A 19,912-nucleotide genomic window follows, 5' to 3' on the forward strand; every position below is an offset into this window, starting at 1 on the left:
ATCCATAATATAAATCTATACAATCACAAATATCTATCACAACATAATAGCAATATAATAACGGTAAATATATATGCTATAATTTTACATATGCATTTGCAATACGATAATAAAGATATTATATCGTTATATTCCATATATAACAATCATAAAACTAGGGAGACTTACATGTTCAAAAATCTATACGAAGCACCCCAAGAGCTCGCTACTGGAGGCTATGTAACTAGAGAGTTACACTCCGTTACGGTACACTTTGACGATATCCACTATTCTCTTTCGAGCGGACAATTAAATGGTGGCTATCACCATACGCTAGCGGTACGCAACCAACAGCTAACATATCAAATCGAAACAGAAAAAGATTTACCCGGTGGCTCTGTAGCCGATTATTTGGCTCAAGAATTTGAACATATTGATACTCCTGTTCATTTTAGTACAGCACTTCTCACGTCTGCCACAATGCATCTACACGCCTATGCCAAAGTTGAAGAACATGATACTATTGTGGAAACTATCGTGACTGCAGGCTATGAAAAAACGGCACATCGCGCAGGTACAGGCTATTGTTACGAAGAGCGTGATGGAGACTTCATAGTGCCAGGCACAATCAATATCCTCGTATTTACAAATAAAGCTTTAACAGATAGCGCTATGGTAAAAGCTGTTATGACAATTACCGAAGCAAAAACCGCAGCCCTTCAAGATTGGAATGTTGAAAGCGTACGCCTCCATCCGTTTATTAATGAAGATATTCCTGATGCAATTACAAAAGAACGAAAAACATCTGCCACAGGTACCTCTACAGATGGTATCATTCTCACCATTGATACAAATGGAGATATCTTAACAGATGCTGGTTCCTTTTCACTATTTGGAGACACCTTAGCCAAGGCCGTCTATGTAGGCGTACAAAGAGCACTAGAAAATGCTATCGGCGCTGAATAATCCTATTTTGTAATATACAAAAATATCTAGAATGATACCCCAAAAATTATTATTCAATACCCCACTCATATATGAAAAATATAATACAAATGAAAAACCGCACATCCTAGGCGATCGGAATGTGCGGTTTATTGCATATAAAACTGTTACATATAGTATAATTTTTGAAAATGAATATCAAATTAAAATTTGAGATATTTTCTCAAATTTTTCAAATTAATTATTAGATTCAAAGAATTATTATGTTTCATATGTTCCATGAGTATTATGTGCCTTTAATATTCATGGAAGAATTGTTGTAACTTTTTAAGATTTTTAGTTTTTGTAAGCCCTAGCATCAATAAAATACGCGCTTTTTGTGGACTTAAAGTATCACATACTAGATAGTTTGCCAGTGCATCTTGTGGCACTGCAGATACCATACCACTACCGGTACGAGAAGCACGTACCGTTGGAAACTTTGTATTCTGTGTGATTTGACGTACGTTTTGTGGGATTGTACCATGACCAAGACCTGTTAAAATTAAACCGTCAGGATTTGTAGCAACTACACTCATAGGCACCATATCATCCATACCACCATAGCAGGTCATTATAACTACACGAGGTAACTCAGACAATTTACTCACATCAAATACAGAGTCTTGAGTATGACGTCGAGTAGACACTTTATAATAGTGGGCAACACCATCTTGTACAATACCAAGATGCCCCACTAATGGACTATCAAAAGTCGCTACATTAGTAGTGTTGCATTTAGATACATCCCTTGCCCCATCAATGTAGCCATTTAATACGACTATCACACCTTTACCTACAGACGATGGTGTTCTCGCTACTTGGATAGCTTGCAATAAATTAATTGGCCCGTCTGCACTAATAGCACCTGCGGGTCTCATAGATCCAGTAATAACAATTGGCTTGTCTGTATGAACTGTCAGATTCAGAAAATATGCCGTCTCCTCCATGCTATCTGTGCCATGAGTAATAACAACACCACCGATATCATCTCGATTAACCAATTTTTGCACCAACTTAGAAAGTTCTAACCAGTGATTTACGGTAATATCGGAGCTTTCAATATTACTAAACTGAGTATATGTATAAGGACCATACGGTTTTGTACCAGGTACGGAGGCTAAGATTTTGTCAAGTCCTAACACCCCTGCCGTATAGCCTGTTAAATCAGTATTTGAAGTACCTTTTCCTGCAATAGTTCCTCCAGTACCAATCAAAGCGATTTTTGTCTCCATATTGCCTCCACTATAAATCAAGATTTTCACCCTATCAATTAAAGGTTTGGGTCAAATGACGGCATCAACTCTAATTTATGCTTATTAATTCGATTCAGATAATCGATTCGCTCTTTTGTTGCTTGATCTTCAATTTTCCCAGTTCTAATATAATGATCCAATATAGCATAGGTAAATCCTAATTTATCCTCATCGGACTGACCGCTGAGACCATCACTTGGCACCTTATCAACTAGGTGCAATGGAATATCAAGAAGTTTTCCTATTTGACGAACTTCTTCTACTACGAGTTGTGCGAGAGGGCTAAAATCACCTGCACTATCTCCGTATTTTGTAGAGTATCCTACGTAGTCTTCAGATCCATTACAAGTATTTGCTACACGAGCACCATTTGGTAAATTTTGTCCTATTGCATAGAGAGTTGCCATCCGGAGACGAGGCGGGGTATTAATGGCAGCATCTTTAGATAAATCGGCTCTCCCCGTTACAGCATCATACCCCTTAGCCTGAACGATAGCATGAGTTAGCGCCTCATAGGCAGCACCAATATTGACCGTCATGTGCGGAATTCCTAAATGATTTACCACTGTCTGAGCATCATCAATATCCGATTGCACTCCATTTGGCATAAGAACACCAACTACGCGATCTGCACCGAGAGCTTCTTTGCAAAGAGCTGCCACGATAGTCGAGTCCTTACCACCTGAAATACCAACTACAGCACTACAGTTAGGACCATTTTTACCAAAATAATCTCGAATCCATTGAATGAGGGCATCCTTTGTAGCTTGTGGATTTTCTAACATAGGCCCTCCTACTTTTTCCGATAAATACGGTTCAATAAATCCATCTTCAATTGATAGTAGCTAGGACTCATATCAAGGTAGTGACGATGTGGATTTTCAAAGCGTTGCTCTTCAGGCCAAATTTCATTAGCTAATTGATCTTGCACATATGCTCGAATTTCCTCTAGGGTTGGTAAGTTCACAACTAATTTACCATCCTTGATAATAAGCTGCTTCATCTCTTTAAAAGTACAATTTTCAAAATATAATTCACGCCAAGGTTGCTCAGGATCGATATAACGATATGGTTCCTCTGTATCAGGTACCTCTCTCAACAATGTTAATAGATCTGCAATCGCACGACCTTTATCATTATAAACACGATATACCTTTTTAAGACCTGGATTAGTAATTTTTTCTACACTTTCAGAAATCTTGATACGAGGTTCCCACATACCATCTTTCTCGATGCTAGCAATTTTATATACCGCACCAAATACGGGGTCACTCTTAGAGGTAATGAGGCGTTCCCCTACACCAAAAATATCAATAGGGCCACCTTGTATGAGCAAAGATGTGATTGTATACTCATCTAGACTATTAGATGCCATGATTTTACAATCTTCTAAGCCTGCATCATCTAGCATGCGCCGCGCTTTTTTCGCCAAATACGCAAGGTCACCAGAATCTAGGCGAATTCCTTTTAAGCGTTTCCCCATTGGCTCTAATACATCCTTTGCTACCTTAATAGCATTGGGCACGCCAGAGTTTAACACATCATAAGTATCAACTAGGAATACTGCATTATCTGGATACACTTCGGCATAGGCTTTAAAAGCATCGTATTCAGAACCATAGTACATAACCCAGCTATGTGCCATGGTCCCGCTGACAGGAATGCCAAATTGTTGCCCTGCTAAAACGGTTGCAGTGGACTGAACACCACCAATGTAAGCGGCTCTTGCACCATATACAGCAGCGTCTACATTATGTGCACGACGAGCACCAAAGTCAGCCACAATACGCCCATCCGCAGCGCGAACAATGCGATTAGCTTTTGTGGCGATAAGGGATTGATGGTTCATCATAGTAAGCACTGCAGTTTCTATGATTTGTGCATCTATGAGAGGCGCCACAATTGTAATTACAGGTTCATTAGGATAGATGATAGAACCTTCTGGGAAGGCATATACATCACCAGTGAAAGAGAAATCTTTTAAATAAGCTAAAAATTCTTCACTAAAAATACCCTGACTCCGTAAATAAGAGATATCACTTTCATCAAAGTGTAAATTTAAAATGTACTCAACGATTTGTTCGAGACCACCAAAAATAGCAAAACCGCCCTTGTCTGGATTACGTCTAAAAAAAACATCAAATGCGACGCGATCCACATTTTTTAATTTTGTAAAGTAGCCATGTGCCATAGTCATCTCATAAAAATCCATAAGCATGCTAATATTGCGGCTTTCATGTTGCATTAGTTCACCAACCTTCTAAGATCTATAGAAATTTAGTTAATTGTTATTCGTTATTCGTATACCCTCATTATACAATATTATTCCTATATAGCTAGCACCTAGCATAAGCTATCCTAATAATCTTTATTGTGATATAACTATATATATACAACAATAATTTATATAGTTCGTATGTATGAAAGAAGCTAGTCTAGACTGTAAAACAAGCGACCATTACGCCATAATATTTTATTTTATATTGTTTTAAAAGCTTTCAATAATACATACATATCTATTTTACATGAGAATGAAAGGTACCATTATGGAAACAATCGTTCAAGCAAAACGCGTATTAGAAATTTTTAAAGAAATGAGCCAAATCCCTCGTGAGTCCGGCAATGAAAAAGGCATCAGCGATTACATCGTGAACTTTGCTAAAAATTTAGGTCTTGAAGTTCATCAAGACGAAATCTTTAATGTAGTTATCAAAAAAGCTGCATCTCCAGGTTATGAAAACCGTCCATCCATCATTTTACAAGGTCATATTGATATGGTTTGTGTTAAAGACCATGACTCTAACCACGACTTCTCTAAAGATCCAATTGCCAATATCATCGAAGGCGAATGGATGCACGCAGACCATACAACATTAGGTGCCGATAATGGCATGGGCGCTGCTATGATGCTTGCTCTCCTTGAAGATGAAAGCCAACAACATGGACCAATGCAATTATTATTCACTACCAACGAAGAAACTGGTATGGATGGTGCCTTTGCCATTAAAGAAGGTCAAGTAACTGGTGACTACTTACTCAACCTGGATACAGAGGTAGAACATGACTTCACCGTTAGTTGTGCTGGCGGTTGCCACGTACATGTAAAAATTCCATTGTTACGCGATAACAATCAACTAGGCTATGATGCGGGCTTATCCATTACAGTAACCGGCCTTAAAGGGGGGCACTCTGGCATCGAAATCAACGAGCAACGAGCCAATGCAAACCAAGTGTTAACCCGTGTACTCTATGATATTCAACAACAATATCCTATTAGCTTAGCGTCTTTTGAAGGTGGCGTAAAACATAATGCAATTCCGTCTAAGGCAGTAGCTGTACTATCCGTACGCTCTGAAGATGTGGCAGCCATTAAAACATTGCTCGCATACCAAGAAAAACAATACCAACACGAATATAGCGTACAGGATCCAGGCCTTACATTTGTAGTTGAAGATGTTCCTACTCCTGAAATAGTATATGCAGAAGACACAACAGAAGCACTTATTACATATATCTATCTTGCACAAGATGGGGTTCATTCTGTAAGTAAGTCTATCCCAAACCTTGTAGAAACATCTAATAATATTGCTATCGTACGTGAAAATCAACATACCATTGAAATACTCATTTCTATTCGTAGTTCCAATAGCAATAGTCTTGAATTCTTAACGAAAAAAATGATGCTTCTTGCAAAAGCACTTGGCGTAGCTGCAGAGCGTACAGGTGGATATCCAGCATGGGAATACGACAAAGGCTCAAAATTGGAAGAACAAGCGATTTCCTTGCATAACGAAATGTTCGATACACCAGCTAATGTAAATGCTATTCACGCAGGTCTCGAATGTGGTTTGTTAAAAGGCGTATTGCCAAATACACAAATGATTAGCTTTGGGCCTACTATCGTAAGTCCTCATACACCATCAGAACGCGTTCATTTACCTTCTGTTGAAAATGTATATGTGTACCTCAAAGCATTATTAGCAAAATTACAATAAAATAAATAATTACTATATTTTTGATGTATAATTTGTTATACTATAAGCAAATAACACATCAAGTTACGAGACCCATGTAATAGTGACTCTCCAACCCTCCTACAAGTAATTCAGCCATCTCTCCAACTGAATTATCTTGTAGGAGGGATTTTTTTCATAAAAATTTTTCAACTACATAAATAAATATTTATTCATACAGGAGTATTCTTTCATATATGAACAACATGGAATGCATCGTTTTATTTATAAATAATTATGAATATCAACTACATGTGCCAGTATACTCATATATAGTATATAATCTATAAATTTCAGAGAAGGCTGTTAAACTCTGATAAACTTGCTAGTTTCCATATACCCCATAGAGTATTTTCTGTGTTATCCTATAGGTGTATACTGTGTTTACATTACGCAGGAGGTATATATGATTCCAATAGTTATCATATCCGGATTTCTAGGTTCTGGAAAAACAACATTCTTACAACATATACTAAAAGAACATACATCGAAAGATAAAATTCTTATTATAGAAAACGATTTTGGTGAAACTAGCCTCGATGCTGCTAATCTTGCAAAAACAGGGGCCACAGTCCGTGAAGTAACATCTGGCTGTATTTGCTGTAGCTTACAAGGAAATTTCCAACAAGCACTACTTGATATTCTGCAAAATTACAAAATCGATATGATCTACATCGAGCCATCAGGTGTTAGCAAGCTCAGTGAAATCATCCATACTTGTAACGACGAGGACATTGCAAAATCTGCTTACATTCACGCATCAATAACGACTGTCGATGCTATGCAAGCACCAATGTTTATCAAAAATTTTGGTCTTTTCTTCAAGGATCAAATCACTCATAGTGATGCGATTTTTTTGAGCCATACAGAAGATATTCAACAGACAAGCATTACAAAACGTATGATTCGCGACCTCGCGCCACATACACCAATTCATGAAGAAGCATGGGATACCATTGGTTTGCGTGATTACATCAAGCGCCTGTATCATTGTCATGATGATCACTGCTTACACGATGAACATTTATTTATGAGTCATACCTTTAAGGATTTGCGCACCCTTAGTCTTGCACAATGGAAAACCATTTTAGAAGGCATGCCTGATACAGTGCTTCGTGCCAAAGGGATTGTACCAACCACGGAAGGTCCTCACGAACTCCAATACGGCACTCATTACTGTTCGCTTTCACCTAGTGAAACTAATGACTATAGTTTAGTCGTTATCGGCACAGATTTTAATGTACCAATGGTACATAACGAAGTGTGTCAATCATGATACCAGTTTATATCGTTACAGGGTTTATTGGATCCGGTAAAAGCACGTTCATAAACGAACAATTACAATACCGTAAAAAGCTAGGCGGTACCGCAATAATCAGCGCCGAAGAAGGCAGTGAACCTCTCATCAAAGAGCCCTTACAACTCAATGCGGATGAACTCAGTGCCATTGTTCCTAGCGATATCAAGTCTTACGAATTGATAGCCTGTAAAATCGGGGATTATTTAAAACGACTACAGCCAAAAGAGCTATGGATTGAGTGGAATGGCATGGTAAGCTTTCATCAACTAGAAGCCTTACTATATAGCGATATATTAAGCCACCTATTACAAGTAGAAAAGGTATTGTATATTTGTACCGATCAATTTGTCTCAACCATACTCCCTGGTTTAGGTAATGATGTAATGAGTCAATTGTATAGTGCAGATTGTATTATCACAGAATCCAATACACATCACGCTTTACTACGTACCTACAACGGAGAGGCTAAAATTATAACAGCTCCTACACCAGAAAAAGTAGAACAACTGTGCCGGAATTCCACATGGGGACTCATTCCTAATCTATTAGTTATTGGTATTACAACCTATATACTGTTGGTCACAGCTTTTCGCCATGACATCCCCTATTCCATTCACCAATGCTTCGCCATAATCACGGGCCTCATCATCGAGGCCATTCCATTCCTTTTATTAGGCACGGTAGGCTCAACGATTATTCGCTATTTCGTACCACAACGAGTATTACTAAAACTGTTAGGTGACCATTCTTTGAAAAGCTATGGGGCTGCTATGGTCAGTGGCTTTGCCTTGCCAATTTGTGACTGTGCCATCATCCCCTTATTCAAGGCGCTAATAGATCGAGGCATCCCTTTATCAGTAGCTCTTTTATTTATGCTCGCTAGCCCGATTATCAACCCTATCACCATTCTTTCTACATGGTATGCGTTTCCTGACAATCCCATGCTCTCCGTATGGCGTATCGTTTTAGGACTAGGTGTTGCCTTGTTAGTAGCCCTATCGTTCCGATTTTGGCCTCCAGCCACATCTATTTTGAAAGCAAGAACACCACAGAATCTTAGCTACGAAGAAATCGTTTTAGAAACAACTAAAACTAAACATATCGATAAAAAAAGATTGTTAGTCCATATGGAACGAGAGTTTTCTCAACTCTTATTCTATTTTTCCATGGCGGCAACTGTACTATCTATAGTTCAAGTGTATGGCAAGCCTTGGCTTCTCAACGCAGGATTAACCTTGCCAGAATTTACAGCCATTCCAATTTTGCTGATGTTAGCATTCTTCTTTTCAATCTGCTCTACATCAGATGCCATCATCGGTAAATCCTTGAGCACCTTATTTCCTATTAGTTCCGTAATGGGCTTTCTCATCTTAGGTCCGATGTTAGATATCAAAAACGTATATATATTAAAACAATATATGCCTACCTCATTTATCATACGATTAAGTATAACGATTGCCGTTATGTCCTATATAGCAGCATTAGTATTCAAATTCTTTCTTAGCTAATTTACAAATTTTTATAATCATTATCTCAGTTCTTAATTAATTAAAAGGAGATGATTTCATGACATTAGGACTGAAAGATCGCTTTTCTATCGTGAAAGGTCTATTGTATCTCATCTTAGGTATCTGTTGTATTTACCTCATTGTGACAGGTCGTTATTTGAACTATATTGCACCTCGTTATGAACTTTTACTAGGTATTAGTGGCGTTGCCCTTATTTTAGGCGGTTTAGCGACGATTATTTGGGCTCCGTCAAAATACTACAAACATAACTGGAAATCTATCGTTCCAATTATTATTCCTATTATGTTGCTCATCGTTCCTCCTGTTCTTGTACCATCAACAGGCGTTCATGGTGCCGCTCGTGTAAACGATGATACTAACAATTTTGACTTTACAAACGATGCTATTGGAGAGGTTGTCACCGTTAACAGTGAAAGTAAAGAGCCAGGAATTTCCAAGGACAAAAAAGAAATCGTTTTGAACTCAGACAATTTCTATCAAACCATTGTAAAAGTTGGATCTAATGCGGATCAATATAAAGACTACACAGTTTATATGACAGGCTATGTGAACCGCGAAGATAATACATTAAAATCTAACGAATTTACTATTTCTCGTATGGCTATGGCTTGTTGTATTGCTGACGTTGCCCCTATTGGCATGACAGCCTATAAAACAGATGGTGATAGCTTACAAAATGAACAATGGGTATCGATTGAAGGAAAGGTTTCTACGCGAGACTTCCACGGTCGTAAACAACCATATGTAGAGATTACAAAAATCAAATCTGCAGAACCTATATTAGGCTATGTATACCCTTAAGAATTACATAAAAAACGAGGCTTAACGCCTCGTTTTTAATAGGAATGATTCTGTTAAATAAAATAACCTATATTTTATAATTCAATGTCTATATGAATCTACAACAAATTGATGCCTTATAATAATTATAATAATTATTATACTTATTCTAGTTATTCTAATTATAATAGTTATTAAAACGTTCTATTAGTGCTGTAATTCTTTAATAATTCTCTTGCCAAGAGATGCTGCTACAGCGCACAAGAAAATGTCTGGGCCAACTGGGATTAGGAAGCAAGTAATAATGACAGCTTCCACACCAATCGGCTTACCTAAATACAGATTCATAATAAAGTATAGGTACACCATGCCAAGACCATATACAATAAATAGATTTAATATGGATCCGGCTAGCAAACGTTTGAACGATAGTGTATCCATTGTCTCTGCAATGCGTCCTACTGCATACGCACCAACCATAAAGCCAATTAAATAACCAAAGGTAGGTTGCAAAATATAACTAGGACCTCCACCAGATGTAAAAATAGGAACCCCAACAAGGCCTAGTACAATATAAATGCCAACACTAGCGGCACCTAAACGACTACCTAAAACAATGCCCGCTAATGTAGTAAATAAGATTTGCAATGTAAACGGACAATTCGGTAATGGGACCCGTATGAAAGCACCAACCGCGATTAGCGCCACAAAGAGTGCTGTCATCGTTAACTGACGGGTGGTAATGCGAGTTTGTTTTGATACAGTAGAGCTCATGGTATACCTCCATTCATAACAGACCTAAGCAGGAATTTGTGCTATCAATGGAGAATAAAAGTCCAAGATAACACGGAAACAAACTACTAACTATCTAAATTAAAGCACTTGTATTTTTAATTGTCAACTATAATGGTTGACTTTTAGTTTACTATATAGTCTAATACTATATATACTATGTTTTTAGTACTTTTTAATTTTGACTATAGCTAATAGTTATTATCAATAGTTCATAATAACTAAAAGATATACTCATCTTCATACAAAAATCATCTAATTTCACCTTATTTTCATACAATAATATTAAATTATACATAAGTAGATTGAGTAAAATCTACTTTCACAAAATCGTAACTAAACGAAAATTATAATTTGGTATCAGGAGGCATTGCTTATGAAAAATGTTAAGAAAGTATCCAAAGTACTATGTGCATTTGGCGTTAGTACAGTATTATTAGCAGGTGTAGTTGGTGCAGCTAGCAACCATGGTTACAACAACCATAGCAACTGGAATGGTGTTGGTAGCGTTGCTCCATCCGCACAAGCTAACTATTCTGTTGACTATATGGGCGCTGTTACAGTATTCCAACAACAATTCCCTGGCGCTACTGTAAAATCTATTTCCTATGATGCAAAACATAATCCTTACTATGAAGTAGAAGGTTATTATGGCAACCGTGAAGTAGAGCTTAAAGTAGACGAAGCATCTGGTCAAATCGTTGGTAAAGAAGTAAAAGGTTACTCCAAAGCTTCTAAAACAATTAACGTTCAAAACATCATCATTCCTGAAGTAGCTGAAACAAAAGCTATGGAAAAAGTTGGTTCTGATTTCCAAACTATGGATTGGACTGTTGAACGTGAAAACGGCAGAGTTGTATATGAATTTGATATGACAACTGGCGGCGGTAAAAATGCTGAAGTTAAAGTAGACGCTACATCCGGCAAAGTTATTAGCGCTAAAGTTAAAAACACAAAATACTAAGATTTTCATTTCATCAAGTGAAACCCTATCCTAACCCACTTAGATGACACACTACACATATAACACACATACTATACACACTGTATTCTTTGGATACACTCTCTAACACACTCTCAGAGAGCCCGTAACACTAACCACGGGCTCCCTAACATCCTATCTCACACAATAGGAAAACGGTCTGTGCACACACCACAGACCAAACGTTACACACACTATACTCCCTTAAAGACCTTGGATCATTAAATCCAAGGTCTTTTTATGCCCATTCTATCAAGGTTGTATTACACCTACACAACATTTCATTCTTATAAAGACAACAACACACTAATAACAAAAAAGCCTCCCAGTGGGAGGCCTTTTGCATAAGTTTTATAGGTTTGATAGTTATGTGTTCTATTTCTTAAGCAAAGTTCAGCTTAAGGATATCATTTGTAAGTTTTGAAGGTTTGATCTATAGTTTTCCAAACAAGAGGTACGAAAATTATGCTTTATCTAAAGCTTGTGCCAAGTCTTCGATGATATCATCGATATTTTCAAGGCCGATGGATACACGGATCATATCTGGTGTTACGCCAGCAGATTTTTGTTGTTCTTCGTTAAGTTGTGCATGTGTTGTGGATGCAGGATGGATAACAAGAGATTTAGCATCTGCTACGTTGGCAAGATTGGAGAAGATTTCCAAAGAATCAACTAGCTTAATACCGGCTTCTTTACCACCTTTTACACCGAATGTGAATACTGCACCAACACCTTTAGGGAAGTATTTATCAGCTAATGCTTTGTATTTGCTGTCTTCTAATTCTGGATAGCTTACCCATGCTACCTTAGGATGTTTGCTCAAGAAATCTACTACTTTACGAGCATTTTCTACGTGACGTTCTACGCGCAAGGACAATGTTTCAATACCTTGCAAGATTTGCCATGCTGCAAGTGGAGTAATGCATGCACCAGTATCACGAAGTAATTGAGCACGAATTTTTACAGTGAATGGGATTGGCAAATCACCAAATACTAATCCATTGTAGTGTTCGTCACCTTCGGAGAAGCCAGGGTATTTACCAGAACCTTTATAGTCGAATTTACCAGATTCTACTACTACGCCAGCCAATGTTGTACCGTGACCACCAAGGTATTTAGTAGCAGAGTGTACAACTACGTCAGCACCATGTTCTAATGGACGGAATAAGTATGGAGATGCAAATGTGTTATCTACGATCAAGATGATATTGTGCTTATGTGCAATATCAGCTATAGCTTGTACATCGATAAGATTAATACCAGGGTTACCAATAGATTCGATATAAACGGCTTTAGTCTTTTCATCGATAGCTGCTTCAAATTCTTCCAAATGATCCGGATTTACGAATTTAGTTTGAATCCCCAAGCGAGGCAATGTAGCAGTAAACAAATTATAAGTACCACCATACAATGTGGATGCAGCAACAATATTATCACCAGCATCTGCTACATTTAAAATAGAGTACGTAACCGCTGCAGAACCAGATGCTACTGCAATACCAGCAGCACCGCCTTCAAGTTGTGCTACACGAGCATCCAATACATCTGTAGTAGGATTGCCAAGGCGAGAGTAAATACCACCAGGATTAGTCAATGCAAAACGGCCTGCTGCTTCTTCTGCATCTTTAAATACGAAAGATGTAGTTTGGTAAATAGGTACTGCACGAGAACCTGTTGGATCCACGGTATGACCAGCATGTAATTGTAATGTTTCAAATCTGTATTGTTTGCTCATTATAACAACTCCTTTATATTAACTGTGAATTGAGTTCATTCTTTATGCCTAGTATAGTACTATGTTTTAAAAAATATGTCTACTATTTTTTATATGGTCTTCTCCATAACTTTAAACTATGGTAAGCAAAGGACGATAAAAACTTTTACCAAAGACTCTAATGCGAACTAAATCATTTTATGAAAAATAAAAATCCCCTAATTACTTCCAAAGAACTAGTTCCCTTGAGAAATGTTAGAAGTAATTAGGGGTACATATTACTATCAATAGATTAGAAATAAGTACTTACATTTAGATGTAAGCGCCTAAATTTTTATCCCGTTCAAATTTCATTTTTTGGATTTGTTCAATGATGTACGGTGTTTCTTGGTATACATAGTAGTTCAACCAGTTTGTAAATAATAGTGTACTTACAGAGCGCCAGCGCACGATGGGACGTTGTTTTGGATCATTATCCGGGAAGTAGTTTTCAGGAACTGCAATATCCATACCTTTTTTGATATCCCGCACGTACTCACGGTTAAGTGTGTCCCAATCGTATTCGGCATGACCAAATACAAAGATATGCTTATTATCTAAACTACGAACGATAGCAGCACCTGTTGGTTCAGACCCAGCCAAAAGTTCCAAGTCACGATTTTCCTTAATTTGTTGCAAAGAAACTGTAGTGTGACGAGAATGTGGCATCCAAAACTTTTCATCAAATCCACGCATGAGCACTGGTCGATCATTATAAATATCGTGTTCATAAACACCGAATAATTTCTCATCCATAATAGATTTGTTAATACCAAAGTGATGATATAAACCAGCTTGAGCCCCCCAACAGATATAGAAGGTCGAATATACATGTTCTTCGCCCCAGTTCATGATTTCTACGAGTTCAGACCAATAGTCTACCTCTTCAAAAGGCATTAACTCAACAGGAGCACCGGTAATAATCATACCGTCAAAGAACTGGTCTTTTACCTCATCAAAAGTACGATAGAAAGTTTCTAAATATTGTTCATCTGTATTTTTAGCCTTACGAGATGCGGTATGCAACAATGTTAAATTAACTTGCAATGGGCTATTACTGAGAGCACGCAAAATTTGCGTCTCCGTCACTTCTTTAGTAGGCATCAAATTGACTAGCAAAATTTGCAAAGGTCGGATCTGTTGATTTTCCGCCCGCTCAGTATCCATAACGAAAATATTCTCTTGAGCTAATTTCGTTATGGCCGGTAAATTTTTTATTACTTTAATAGGCATAATGTCACCTCTACATATTCTACAATTTGATAACCTAATCTAATTAAAAGCCCTTAGCCTCATAGGCACGGCGCCAAGATTCGAGCCCTTCTTCTAATATTTTACGAGGACAAGCAACATTAATGCGTTCAAAGTCCTCCCCATCGATGCCAAACATAGAACCCGTATCGAGCCATAACTTGGCATCATTAACGATCCATTCATCTCGCTCTTTAGGGCTCAGCGGCAATTGAGAACAATCTAGCCACATGAGATATGTCCCTTCAGGCCGATACACATGGATTTTTGGCATATATTTTGCTATATAGTCGATGGTAAATTGAATATTGTCTTGAATATATTCTTTCAATTCATCAAGCCAAGGAGCCCCTACTTTGTAGGCCCCTTCACAGCCCACAATCCCCATCGTGTTCAATTGGCTATAACCAGCACGATCGATTTCTTTGATAAAACGGCGGCGTAAGGAATCATTAGGAATGAAAATATTACTTACTTGTAAGCCTGCAATGTTGAAGGTCTTACTAGGTGCTGTACATACAATACAGTGTTCTGCATAGCTTTCACCAAGAGCGGCAAAGACCTTATGCGTATGCCCTTTCCATACAAAATCTGCATGGATTTCATCGCTCACAATGAGCACATTATGTTTAATACAAATATCGCCGAGGCGTTTCAACTCGTCCTCAGTCCACACGCGTCCTACCGGATTATGGGGGTTACACAAGAGGAATAATGTAACATTTTCCTCAACGATAGCTCGCTCAATGCCTTCAAAGTCGATAGTATATCTCTCTTCGCCTTTGATGAGCGGCACATTGATAAGATGCCGATTGTTGTCATCAATAACCATGCTAAATGGGTAGTACACTGGTTGGTTGATGAGCACACCTTCACCCTCCTTGGTGAAAGCTCGCACCGCCATCGCCAAAGCAAATACAATCCCAGGCGTTTTAACAAGCCATTTTTGTTCTGGAATCCAGTTAAAACGAGTGCTAAACCAATTTTGTAACACATCAAAGTATTCGTCGTCGGACTCGGTATATCCGAACACACCATGGTTTACGCGGTCTAATAAAATTTGCTTCAATTCAGGGGGAATTTCAAAATCCATATCCGCTACCCAGAATGGCAACACATCCGCAGGTTTGCCTCGTTTTACAGCAAAATCATATTTTAAAGATTTCGTGTGCGTTCTATCTAAAATTTGATCAAAGTTATATTGTCCCATAGGAACTCCTTTATTTATTAAAAGCTTGTTCCAAGTCTGCAATCAAGTCTTCTGTATCTTCAATCCCTACAGATAAACGCAACAAACGACGTGTAATACCTTTACGTTCTGCATCTTCCGGTTTTAAATCTGGATGTGTTTGCGTTACAGGGTATGTCAACAAGGATTCTGTACCACCAAGACTTTCAGCGAATTGAATAAGCTCAATACCTTCTAATACTTGTTTAGCCGTTTCTTCGCTATCTACTTCGAAGGATAACATGCCGCCAAAGCCTGTTGTTTGAGCTTTATTGATTTCATAGCCCGGATGTTCAGGAAGTCCTGGGAACAATACTTTTGTTACCTTAGGTTGTGTCTTTAGCCATTCCGCAAGAGCAATGGCATTCTTTTGGTGTTGCTCCATACGAAGTGCCAATGTTTTTACGCCGCGAATAACGAGCCAGCTATCCATAGCAGATAAACATGCACCTACGGTTTTGTACGTTAAACGCAATTTTGCGGCGATTTCTTCGTCTTTTACAATAGTAAAACCAGAAATTACATCGTGATGACCACCGATGAATTTTGTACCACTATGAACGACAATATCGGCACCCAAGGTCAATGGCTTTTGGAAATATGGACTCAAAAATGTGTTGTCGATAATCACTAGCGCATTACGTTCATGCGCCAATGCACAGAGTGCACGAATATCGGTAATCTCCATCATAGGATTTGTCGGTGTTTCAATATAAACAGCCTTTGTATTTGGTTTAAAAGCAGCTTTCACCGCATCAAGATCAGAGGTGCCTACATAAGTGAACTCAATGCCGTTCTGTTCGTAAATATTTGTGAACATACGGATAGAACCACCATATAAATCATCACCTAAGATGATGTGATCTCCAGGAGAGAATAGGTGGAATACTGCGTCCACAGCTGCCATACCGGAGGAAAATGCCAATGCATCTGTACCTTCTTCAAGGCCAGCTATCAATTGTTCCAAACGGTCGCGCGTTGGATTAGACTCGCGCGAATATTGATAACCTGTTGTATCCCCCAACTTTGGATGAGAAAATGTACTAGACATATAGATTGCAGGGGAAATTGCACCAGTGCTATCTGGTTTACCACTGCCGTGAACACATTTTGTATTAAATTTCATTCCTATCAACTCCTCATATTTGTATACAATATGTTAATTATAAAAGTAGACAATGACTAAGGTCAACAAAAATGGGCACTCATACTGCCTGAGTGCCCCGAAAAAGTCATATCTATTTTGAATGGGTTGTCATAACTCTAAGTTAAGTTAGACTAATTTTTAGTACGTTTTGTAATAAGTAATGCCAAAATAATACCTAAAGAAGATGTTACCAATTGAGGCCAACTAGCTACAAAAAGCATGGTATTTACAATCTTTGGTGGAAATTGGAACAAGGAGAAGAACAAGGAGTACCCTCCAAAGAGTACGCCGGCTTTTACCAAAGCCGCCACAATAATAAGTAAAAGCTTTGGCTTATGTTGTAACCAATGTGCCACAAATACATACGCTGTCGTGCCAAGAGCCGTAATCAAAATGAACGGCGGTAATGGTAACATGCCTTGTAAATGCGCCACCACTGGTGCAATCCAAGCGATGACTAGACCATTTTTCCAACCATAGCGCCACGTCGCCAAAACAAATGTAGCAGATGTAATGGAACCGATGAGGAACATGCTCACCTGATTAGGAATAAAGGGAAAAATAAGGCGCAAGCTTTGCGCCAATAAGGCAACGGCCAACAAGAGACCTGTGCCCGTAATAGATTTTGTAGACATAAGAACCTCCTACTATACGATATAGATTTTACAAGAGGTACCTACCTCACATTCAAAATTAAGCCTCTACAAAATATAGACGTGCTCGATCATATACCCAATTATAAATATAAGTATAACCTAATATGACTAATGTCATCGTTATATCTGTAGCAAAGGCCATCCAAAAGCTCATATGCATCATGTACATAATAATAGGCACTGTGGCAAGCATAAACAAACCTTCAAACAACACTGCATGAATTGTGCGGATTACAGGCCCTCGCGCTAATCGGTCACCTAGTACTAGTTTATCAAATATCCAGTTAAACACAAAATTCCAAACCATCGCCAACAAGGAAAAAATAATCATCAAGACCAAAGGCTGCCCCTCATGCGGAACAAACTGCATCACCAAACAGCCAATCAAAACACAGCCCAGCTCATATAAAATCGACTGTACAACACGCTCTGTAGCAGACATAATAATAAACCACCTCCATCAGAAACCCCAAAAAAGATATTTACTATCACATCAATATTATATTTATTTTCTTAGATTTGTCGAGCTCTATCGAGTTTTTCCATTTTCGGATATAAAGAAAGCTACTCGTAGTATTCTGTAAGCTCGACTTACTTTTCCTAAAGTGAGTATTGTTATTTTAAGATAGAAGAAGCCGCCATATGTCTGTCCAGCGACTTGCAGCGAATGGAGCGCAGAGAGACATATGGCGGCGGAAAGCCTATCCTAAAAGTGGCATTACGAACTGAATCCATGGAATACCCACCACAATAAATATCGCAAGGTAGATAATCCCAAAGATAGCACCTAATTTCCAGAATTCAGGGCCTTTATTATAACCACTAGCAAACCAAATTGGGCTATGACCAGTACCATATGGTGTAAGGATACCCATAATACCCATTGGTACTAAAAGAATCAACATAACTTGAGCTGGATCAACACTAGGAATCTGAAGAATTAGAGTAGCAAATAAGCCTACCATGGCAGTTACATAAGCGGTGCCAGAAGCAAAGAAGTAACGAAGCAAGCAGAATGCTAATAACAAACCAAGAACTGCCATTGTGGGATCTAAGGATACTAAAGAACCACCTGCAGATTTAGCAAGCCACTCCAAAAAGCCTACGTTTTTAAGACCCGCAGCCATAGGTACGAGTGTAGCGAACCAAGTCAAAACATTCCATGCTGGTTTGTTAGCAAGGAAGTCTTGCCATGTCATAATCTTGGTGAAAATCATCAAGATAATAACAATCAAAGCTGTTGTAGTTGGGTTCACTTTAAATGTAGAAGCACCAATCCACAACACAAGAGCCAATACAGAAATCAAGGCCATGAAGATTTCACTGCGTGTCATGGAACCTAATTTCTTATATTCATCCCTTGCCCATGCTGCAATTTCAGGGGACCCTTTTACCTCCGGTTTACAGAATACATAGGTCAATAATGGTGTGATGATAAATAGTATAATACCCACTGGCAAGAATGCTAGGAACCATGTGCCCCAGTTGGCAGCTACGATACCCGACTTTGCAGACAATTCAAGAGCCAATGGATTTGGCGCCGCACCAGTCAAGAAAATAGAGCTAGATACACAAGTTGTTGCCAATGCTACCCAGTTCAAATAGGAACCAATTTTACGAGGATTCTTATCGGGGTAAGAATCGAACATCGGACAAATACTAGATACAATTGGATAAATCGTACCACCAGAACGAGCCGCATTACTTGGAATAAATGGAGCCAACACAAGGTCAGTAATAGCAATAGCATACCCAAGGCCTAAAGAGGACTTTCCAAGCTTGGCTACGAGGAACAATGCAATACGTCGACCAAGACCAGAATTTTCATAACCGATACCGATCATAAATGCTGCGAATATCAACCACACGATAGCATTAGAGAAACCGCTAAGTCCCCAGCTGATAGCTTGGGCATCCGTAATAGCCTTTGCTACACCAGTTGCTTTGTCTATAATAGGTGCTGGACCAACCTTAAATAACATAGATACGGTAACAGCAATGATACCGATGAAAGCTGGTGGCATTGGTTCTAAAATCAACCCCACCACAAGGCCTGCAAAAATACTTACATAAATCCAAGAATTTGCGCTAAGACCTTCAGGAGCACCGATGAGCCATACAAGAATAGCTACTACAAGCGGTGCAAATAATTTCCAATTCAACTTCATTAAGAACACTCCTTACTAAAAATAAAACTGCAAAATTGCTAATACAGTATAGCAGAATTTTTTTAGTGAGAATATAATATTCGTCATAATACT

At 38.4% G+C, this 19,912-nt stretch carries 17 protein-coding genes; 6 read left to right on the forward strand and 11 right to left on the reverse strand.

The genetic code is table 11. From position 1 onward, the window contains the following. Positions 1-168: 168 nt before the first annotated feature. Positions 169-945 carry an adenosylcobinamide amidohydrolase gene (locus tag ACMKPP_RS03435; protein WP_004697710.1) on the forward strand — a complete coding sequence of 259 codons (777 nt, stop codon included), beginning with the start codon at positions 169-171 and terminating at the stop codon, positions 943-945. A 275-nt stretch (positions 946-1,220) separates the two neighbouring features. Here ACMKPP_RS03435 and ACMKPP_RS03440 read toward each other — a convergent pair whose 3' ends face one another. From ACMKPP_RS03440 to ACMKPP_RS03450, 3 genes are read right to left on the reverse strand one after another with little or no spacing between them, the layout of a single operon-like run. Beyond that, entirely contained in the window at positions 1,221-2,198 is a 978-nt protein-coding gene (locus tag ACMKPP_RS03440; protein WP_123138410.1) for an asparaginase, read from the reverse strand. A 38-nt stretch (positions 2,199-2,236) separates the two neighbouring features. Further along, a complete protein-coding gene (gene nadE, locus ACMKPP_RS03445) occupies positions 2,237-3,004 on the reverse strand; it encodes an NAD(+) synthase (RefSeq protein WP_008602956.1) in 768 nt (255 codons plus the stop codon). A gap of 8 nt (positions 3,005-3,012) precedes the next feature. After that, positions 3,013-4,464 (reverse strand): nicotinate phosphoribosyltransferase, encoded by a 1,452-nt coding sequence (locus ACMKPP_RS03450; RefSeq protein WP_008602957.1) that lies wholly within the window; start codon positions 4,462-4,464, stop codon positions 3,013-3,015. Positions 4,465-4,765: 301 nt separating this feature from the next. Between ACMKPP_RS03450 and ACMKPP_RS03455 the strand changes: the two genes are divergently transcribed. The 4 genes from ACMKPP_RS03455 to ACMKPP_RS03470 all read left to right on the forward strand — a co-directional run bounded on the left by ACMKPP_RS03455 (position 4,766) and on the right by ACMKPP_RS03470 (position 9,863). Continuing rightward, a complete protein-coding gene (locus tag ACMKPP_RS03455) occupies positions 4,766-6,214 on the forward strand; it encodes an aminoacyl-histidine dipeptidase (RefSeq protein ID WP_008602959.1) in 1,449 nt (482 codons plus the stop codon). Between the two features lie 424 nt (positions 6,215-6,638). Next, on the forward strand, positions 6,639-7,508 hold the full coding sequence (locus tag ACMKPP_RS03460) for a CobW family GTP-binding protein (protein ID WP_008602960.1): 870 nt from the start codon (positions 6,639-6,641) through the stop codon (positions 7,506-7,508). Then, positions 7,505-9,040 (forward strand): permease, encoded by a 1,536-nt coding sequence (locus tag ACMKPP_RS03465; RefSeq protein WP_021147704.1) that lies wholly within the window; start codon positions 7,505-7,507, stop codon positions 9,038-9,040. The genes ACMKPP_RS03460 and ACMKPP_RS03465 overlap by 4 nt, the downstream gene beginning before the upstream one ends. A gap of 58 nt (positions 9,041-9,098) precedes the next feature. Continuing rightward, a complete protein-coding gene (locus tag ACMKPP_RS03470) occupies positions 9,099-9,863 on the forward strand; it encodes a TIGR03943 family putative permease subunit (RefSeq protein WP_008602964.1) in 765 nt (254 codons plus the stop codon). Positions 9,864-10,049: 186 nt separating this feature from the next. Here ACMKPP_RS03470 and ACMKPP_RS03475 read toward each other — a convergent pair whose 3' ends face one another. Then, positions 10,050-10,616 (reverse strand): biotin transporter BioY, encoded by a 567-nt coding sequence (locus ACMKPP_RS03475; RefSeq protein ID WP_008602966.1) that lies wholly within the window; start codon positions 10,614-10,616, stop codon positions 10,050-10,052. 394 nt (positions 10,617-11,010) lie between these two features. Here ACMKPP_RS03475 and ACMKPP_RS03480 point away from each other — a divergent pair, with 394 nt between their 5' ends. Then, positions 11,011-11,598: a PepSY domain-containing protein gene (locus ACMKPP_RS03480; RefSeq protein WP_008602968.1), complete on the forward strand. Its 588-nt coding sequence runs from the start codon at positions 11,011-11,013 to the stop codon at positions 11,596-11,598. A gap of 481 nt (positions 11,599-12,079) precedes the next feature. Here ACMKPP_RS03480 and ACMKPP_RS03485 read toward each other — a convergent pair whose 3' ends face one another. The 7 genes from ACMKPP_RS03485 to ACMKPP_RS03515 all read right to left on the reverse strand — a co-directional run bounded on the left by ACMKPP_RS03485 (position 12,080) and on the right by ACMKPP_RS03515 (position 19,819). Then, on the reverse strand, positions 12,080-13,351 hold the full coding sequence (locus tag ACMKPP_RS03485; protein ID WP_008602970.1) for an O-acetylhomoserine aminocarboxypropyltransferase/cysteine synthase family protein: 1,272 nt from the start codon (positions 13,349-13,351) through the stop codon (positions 12,080-12,082). A gap of 291 nt (positions 13,352-13,642) precedes the next feature. After that, on the reverse strand, positions 13,643-14,602 hold the full coding sequence (metA, locus tag ACMKPP_RS03490; protein WP_004697897.1) for a homoserine O-acetyltransferase MetA: 960 nt from the start codon (positions 14,600-14,602) through the stop codon (positions 13,643-13,645). Between the two features lie 43 nt (positions 14,603-14,645). Next, entirely contained in the window at positions 14,646-15,830 is a 1,185-nt protein-coding gene (locus ACMKPP_RS03495; RefSeq protein ID WP_077708051.1) for a MalY/PatB family protein, read from the reverse strand. Between the two features lie 10 nt (positions 15,831-15,840). After that, positions 15,841-16,974, reverse strand: a complete 1,134-nt coding sequence (locus ACMKPP_RS03500) for a trans-sulfuration enzyme family protein (protein WP_077708050.1) — start codon at positions 16,972-16,974, stop codon at positions 15,841-15,843. 152 nt (positions 16,975-17,126) lie between these two features. Further along, the gene (locus ACMKPP_RS03505; protein WP_418369292.1) at positions 17,127-17,630 is read right to left on the reverse strand and encodes an ECF transporter S component; all 504 of its coding nucleotides are present in this window, start codon (positions 17,628-17,630) and stop codon (positions 17,127-17,129) included. Between the two features lie 58 nt (positions 17,631-17,688). Next, on the reverse strand, positions 17,689-18,093 hold the full coding sequence (locus tag ACMKPP_RS03510; protein WP_077708048.1) for a PACE efflux transporter: 405 nt from the start codon (positions 18,091-18,093) through the stop codon (positions 17,689-17,691). A 259-nt stretch (positions 18,094-18,352) separates the two neighbouring features. Beyond that, positions 18,353-19,819, reverse strand: coding sequence for a DASS family sodium-coupled anion symporter (locus ACMKPP_RS03515; protein WP_118091041.1), 1,467 nt, complete (start codon positions 19,817-19,819; stop codon positions 18,353-18,355). Between the last annotated feature and the right edge of the window lie 93 nt (positions 19,820-19,912).

The organism is Veillonella parvula (assembly GCF_048309325.1).
In the GTDB taxonomy this organism is placed as follows: Bacteria; Bacillota; Negativicutes; order Veillonellales; family Veillonellaceae; genus Veillonella; species Veillonella parvula_T.

Bases quoted from the DNA above. Each gene is read 5' to 3' on its own strand.
- ACMKPP_RS03435 (WP_004697710.1), top strand. From the start codon at position 169: ATGTTCAAAAATCTATACGAAGCACCCCAAGAGCTCGCTACTGGAGGC.
- ACMKPP_RS03440 (WP_123138410.1), bottom strand. From the start codon at position 2,198: ATGGAGACAAAAATCGCTTTGATTGGTACTGGAGGAACTATTGCAGGA.
- nadE (WP_008602956.1), bottom strand. From the start codon at position 3,004: ATGTTAGAAAATCCACAAGCTACAAAGGATGCCCTCATTCAATGGATT.
- ACMKPP_RS03450 (WP_008602957.1), bottom strand. From the start codon at position 4,464: ATGCAACATGAAAGCCGCAATATTAGCATGCTTATGGATTTTTATGAG.
- ACMKPP_RS03455 (WP_008602959.1), top strand. From the start codon at position 4,766: ATGGAAACAATCGTTCAAGCAAAACGCGTATTAGAAATTTTTAAAGAA.
- ACMKPP_RS03460 (WP_008602960.1), top strand. From the start codon at position 6,639: ATGATTCCAATAGTTATCATATCCGGATTTCTAGGTTCTGGAAAAACA.
- ACMKPP_RS03465 (WP_021147704.1), top strand. From the start codon at position 7,505: ATGATACCAGTTTATATCGTTACAGGGTTTATTGGATCCGGTAAAAGC.
- ACMKPP_RS03470 (WP_008602964.1), top strand. From the start codon at position 9,099: ATGACATTAGGACTGAAAGATCGCTTTTCTATCGTGAAAGGTCTATTG.
- ACMKPP_RS03475 (WP_008602966.1), bottom strand. From the start codon at position 10,616: ATGAGCTCTACTGTATCAAAACAAACTCGCATTACCACCCGTCAGTTA.
- ACMKPP_RS03480 (WP_008602968.1), top strand. From the start codon at position 11,011: ATGAAAAATGTTAAGAAAGTATCCAAAGTACTATGTGCATTTGGCGTT.
- ACMKPP_RS03485 (WP_008602970.1), bottom strand. From the start codon at position 13,351: ATGAGCAAACAATACAGATTTGAAACATTACAATTACATGCTGGTCAT.
- metA (WP_004697897.1), bottom strand. From the start codon at position 14,602: ATGCCTATTAAAGTAATAAAAAATTTACCGGCCATAACGAAATTAGCT.
- ACMKPP_RS03495 (WP_077708051.1), bottom strand. From the start codon at position 15,830: ATGGGACAATATAACTTTGATCAAATTTTAGATAGAACGCACACGAAA.
- ACMKPP_RS03500 (WP_077708050.1), bottom strand. From the start codon at position 16,974: ATGAAATTTAATACAAAATGTGTTCACGGCAGTGGTAAACCAGATAGC.
- ACMKPP_RS03505 (WP_418369292.1), bottom strand. From the start codon at position 17,630: ATGTCTACAAAATCTATTACGGGCACAGGTCTCTTGTTGGCCGTTGCC.
- ACMKPP_RS03510 (WP_077708048.1), bottom strand. From the start codon at position 18,093: ATGTCTGCTACAGAGCGTGTTGTACAGTCGATTTTATATGAGCTGGGC.
- ACMKPP_RS03515 (WP_118091041.1), bottom strand. From the start codon at position 19,819: ATGAAGTTGAATTGGAAATTATTTGCACCGCTTGTAGTAGCTATTCTT.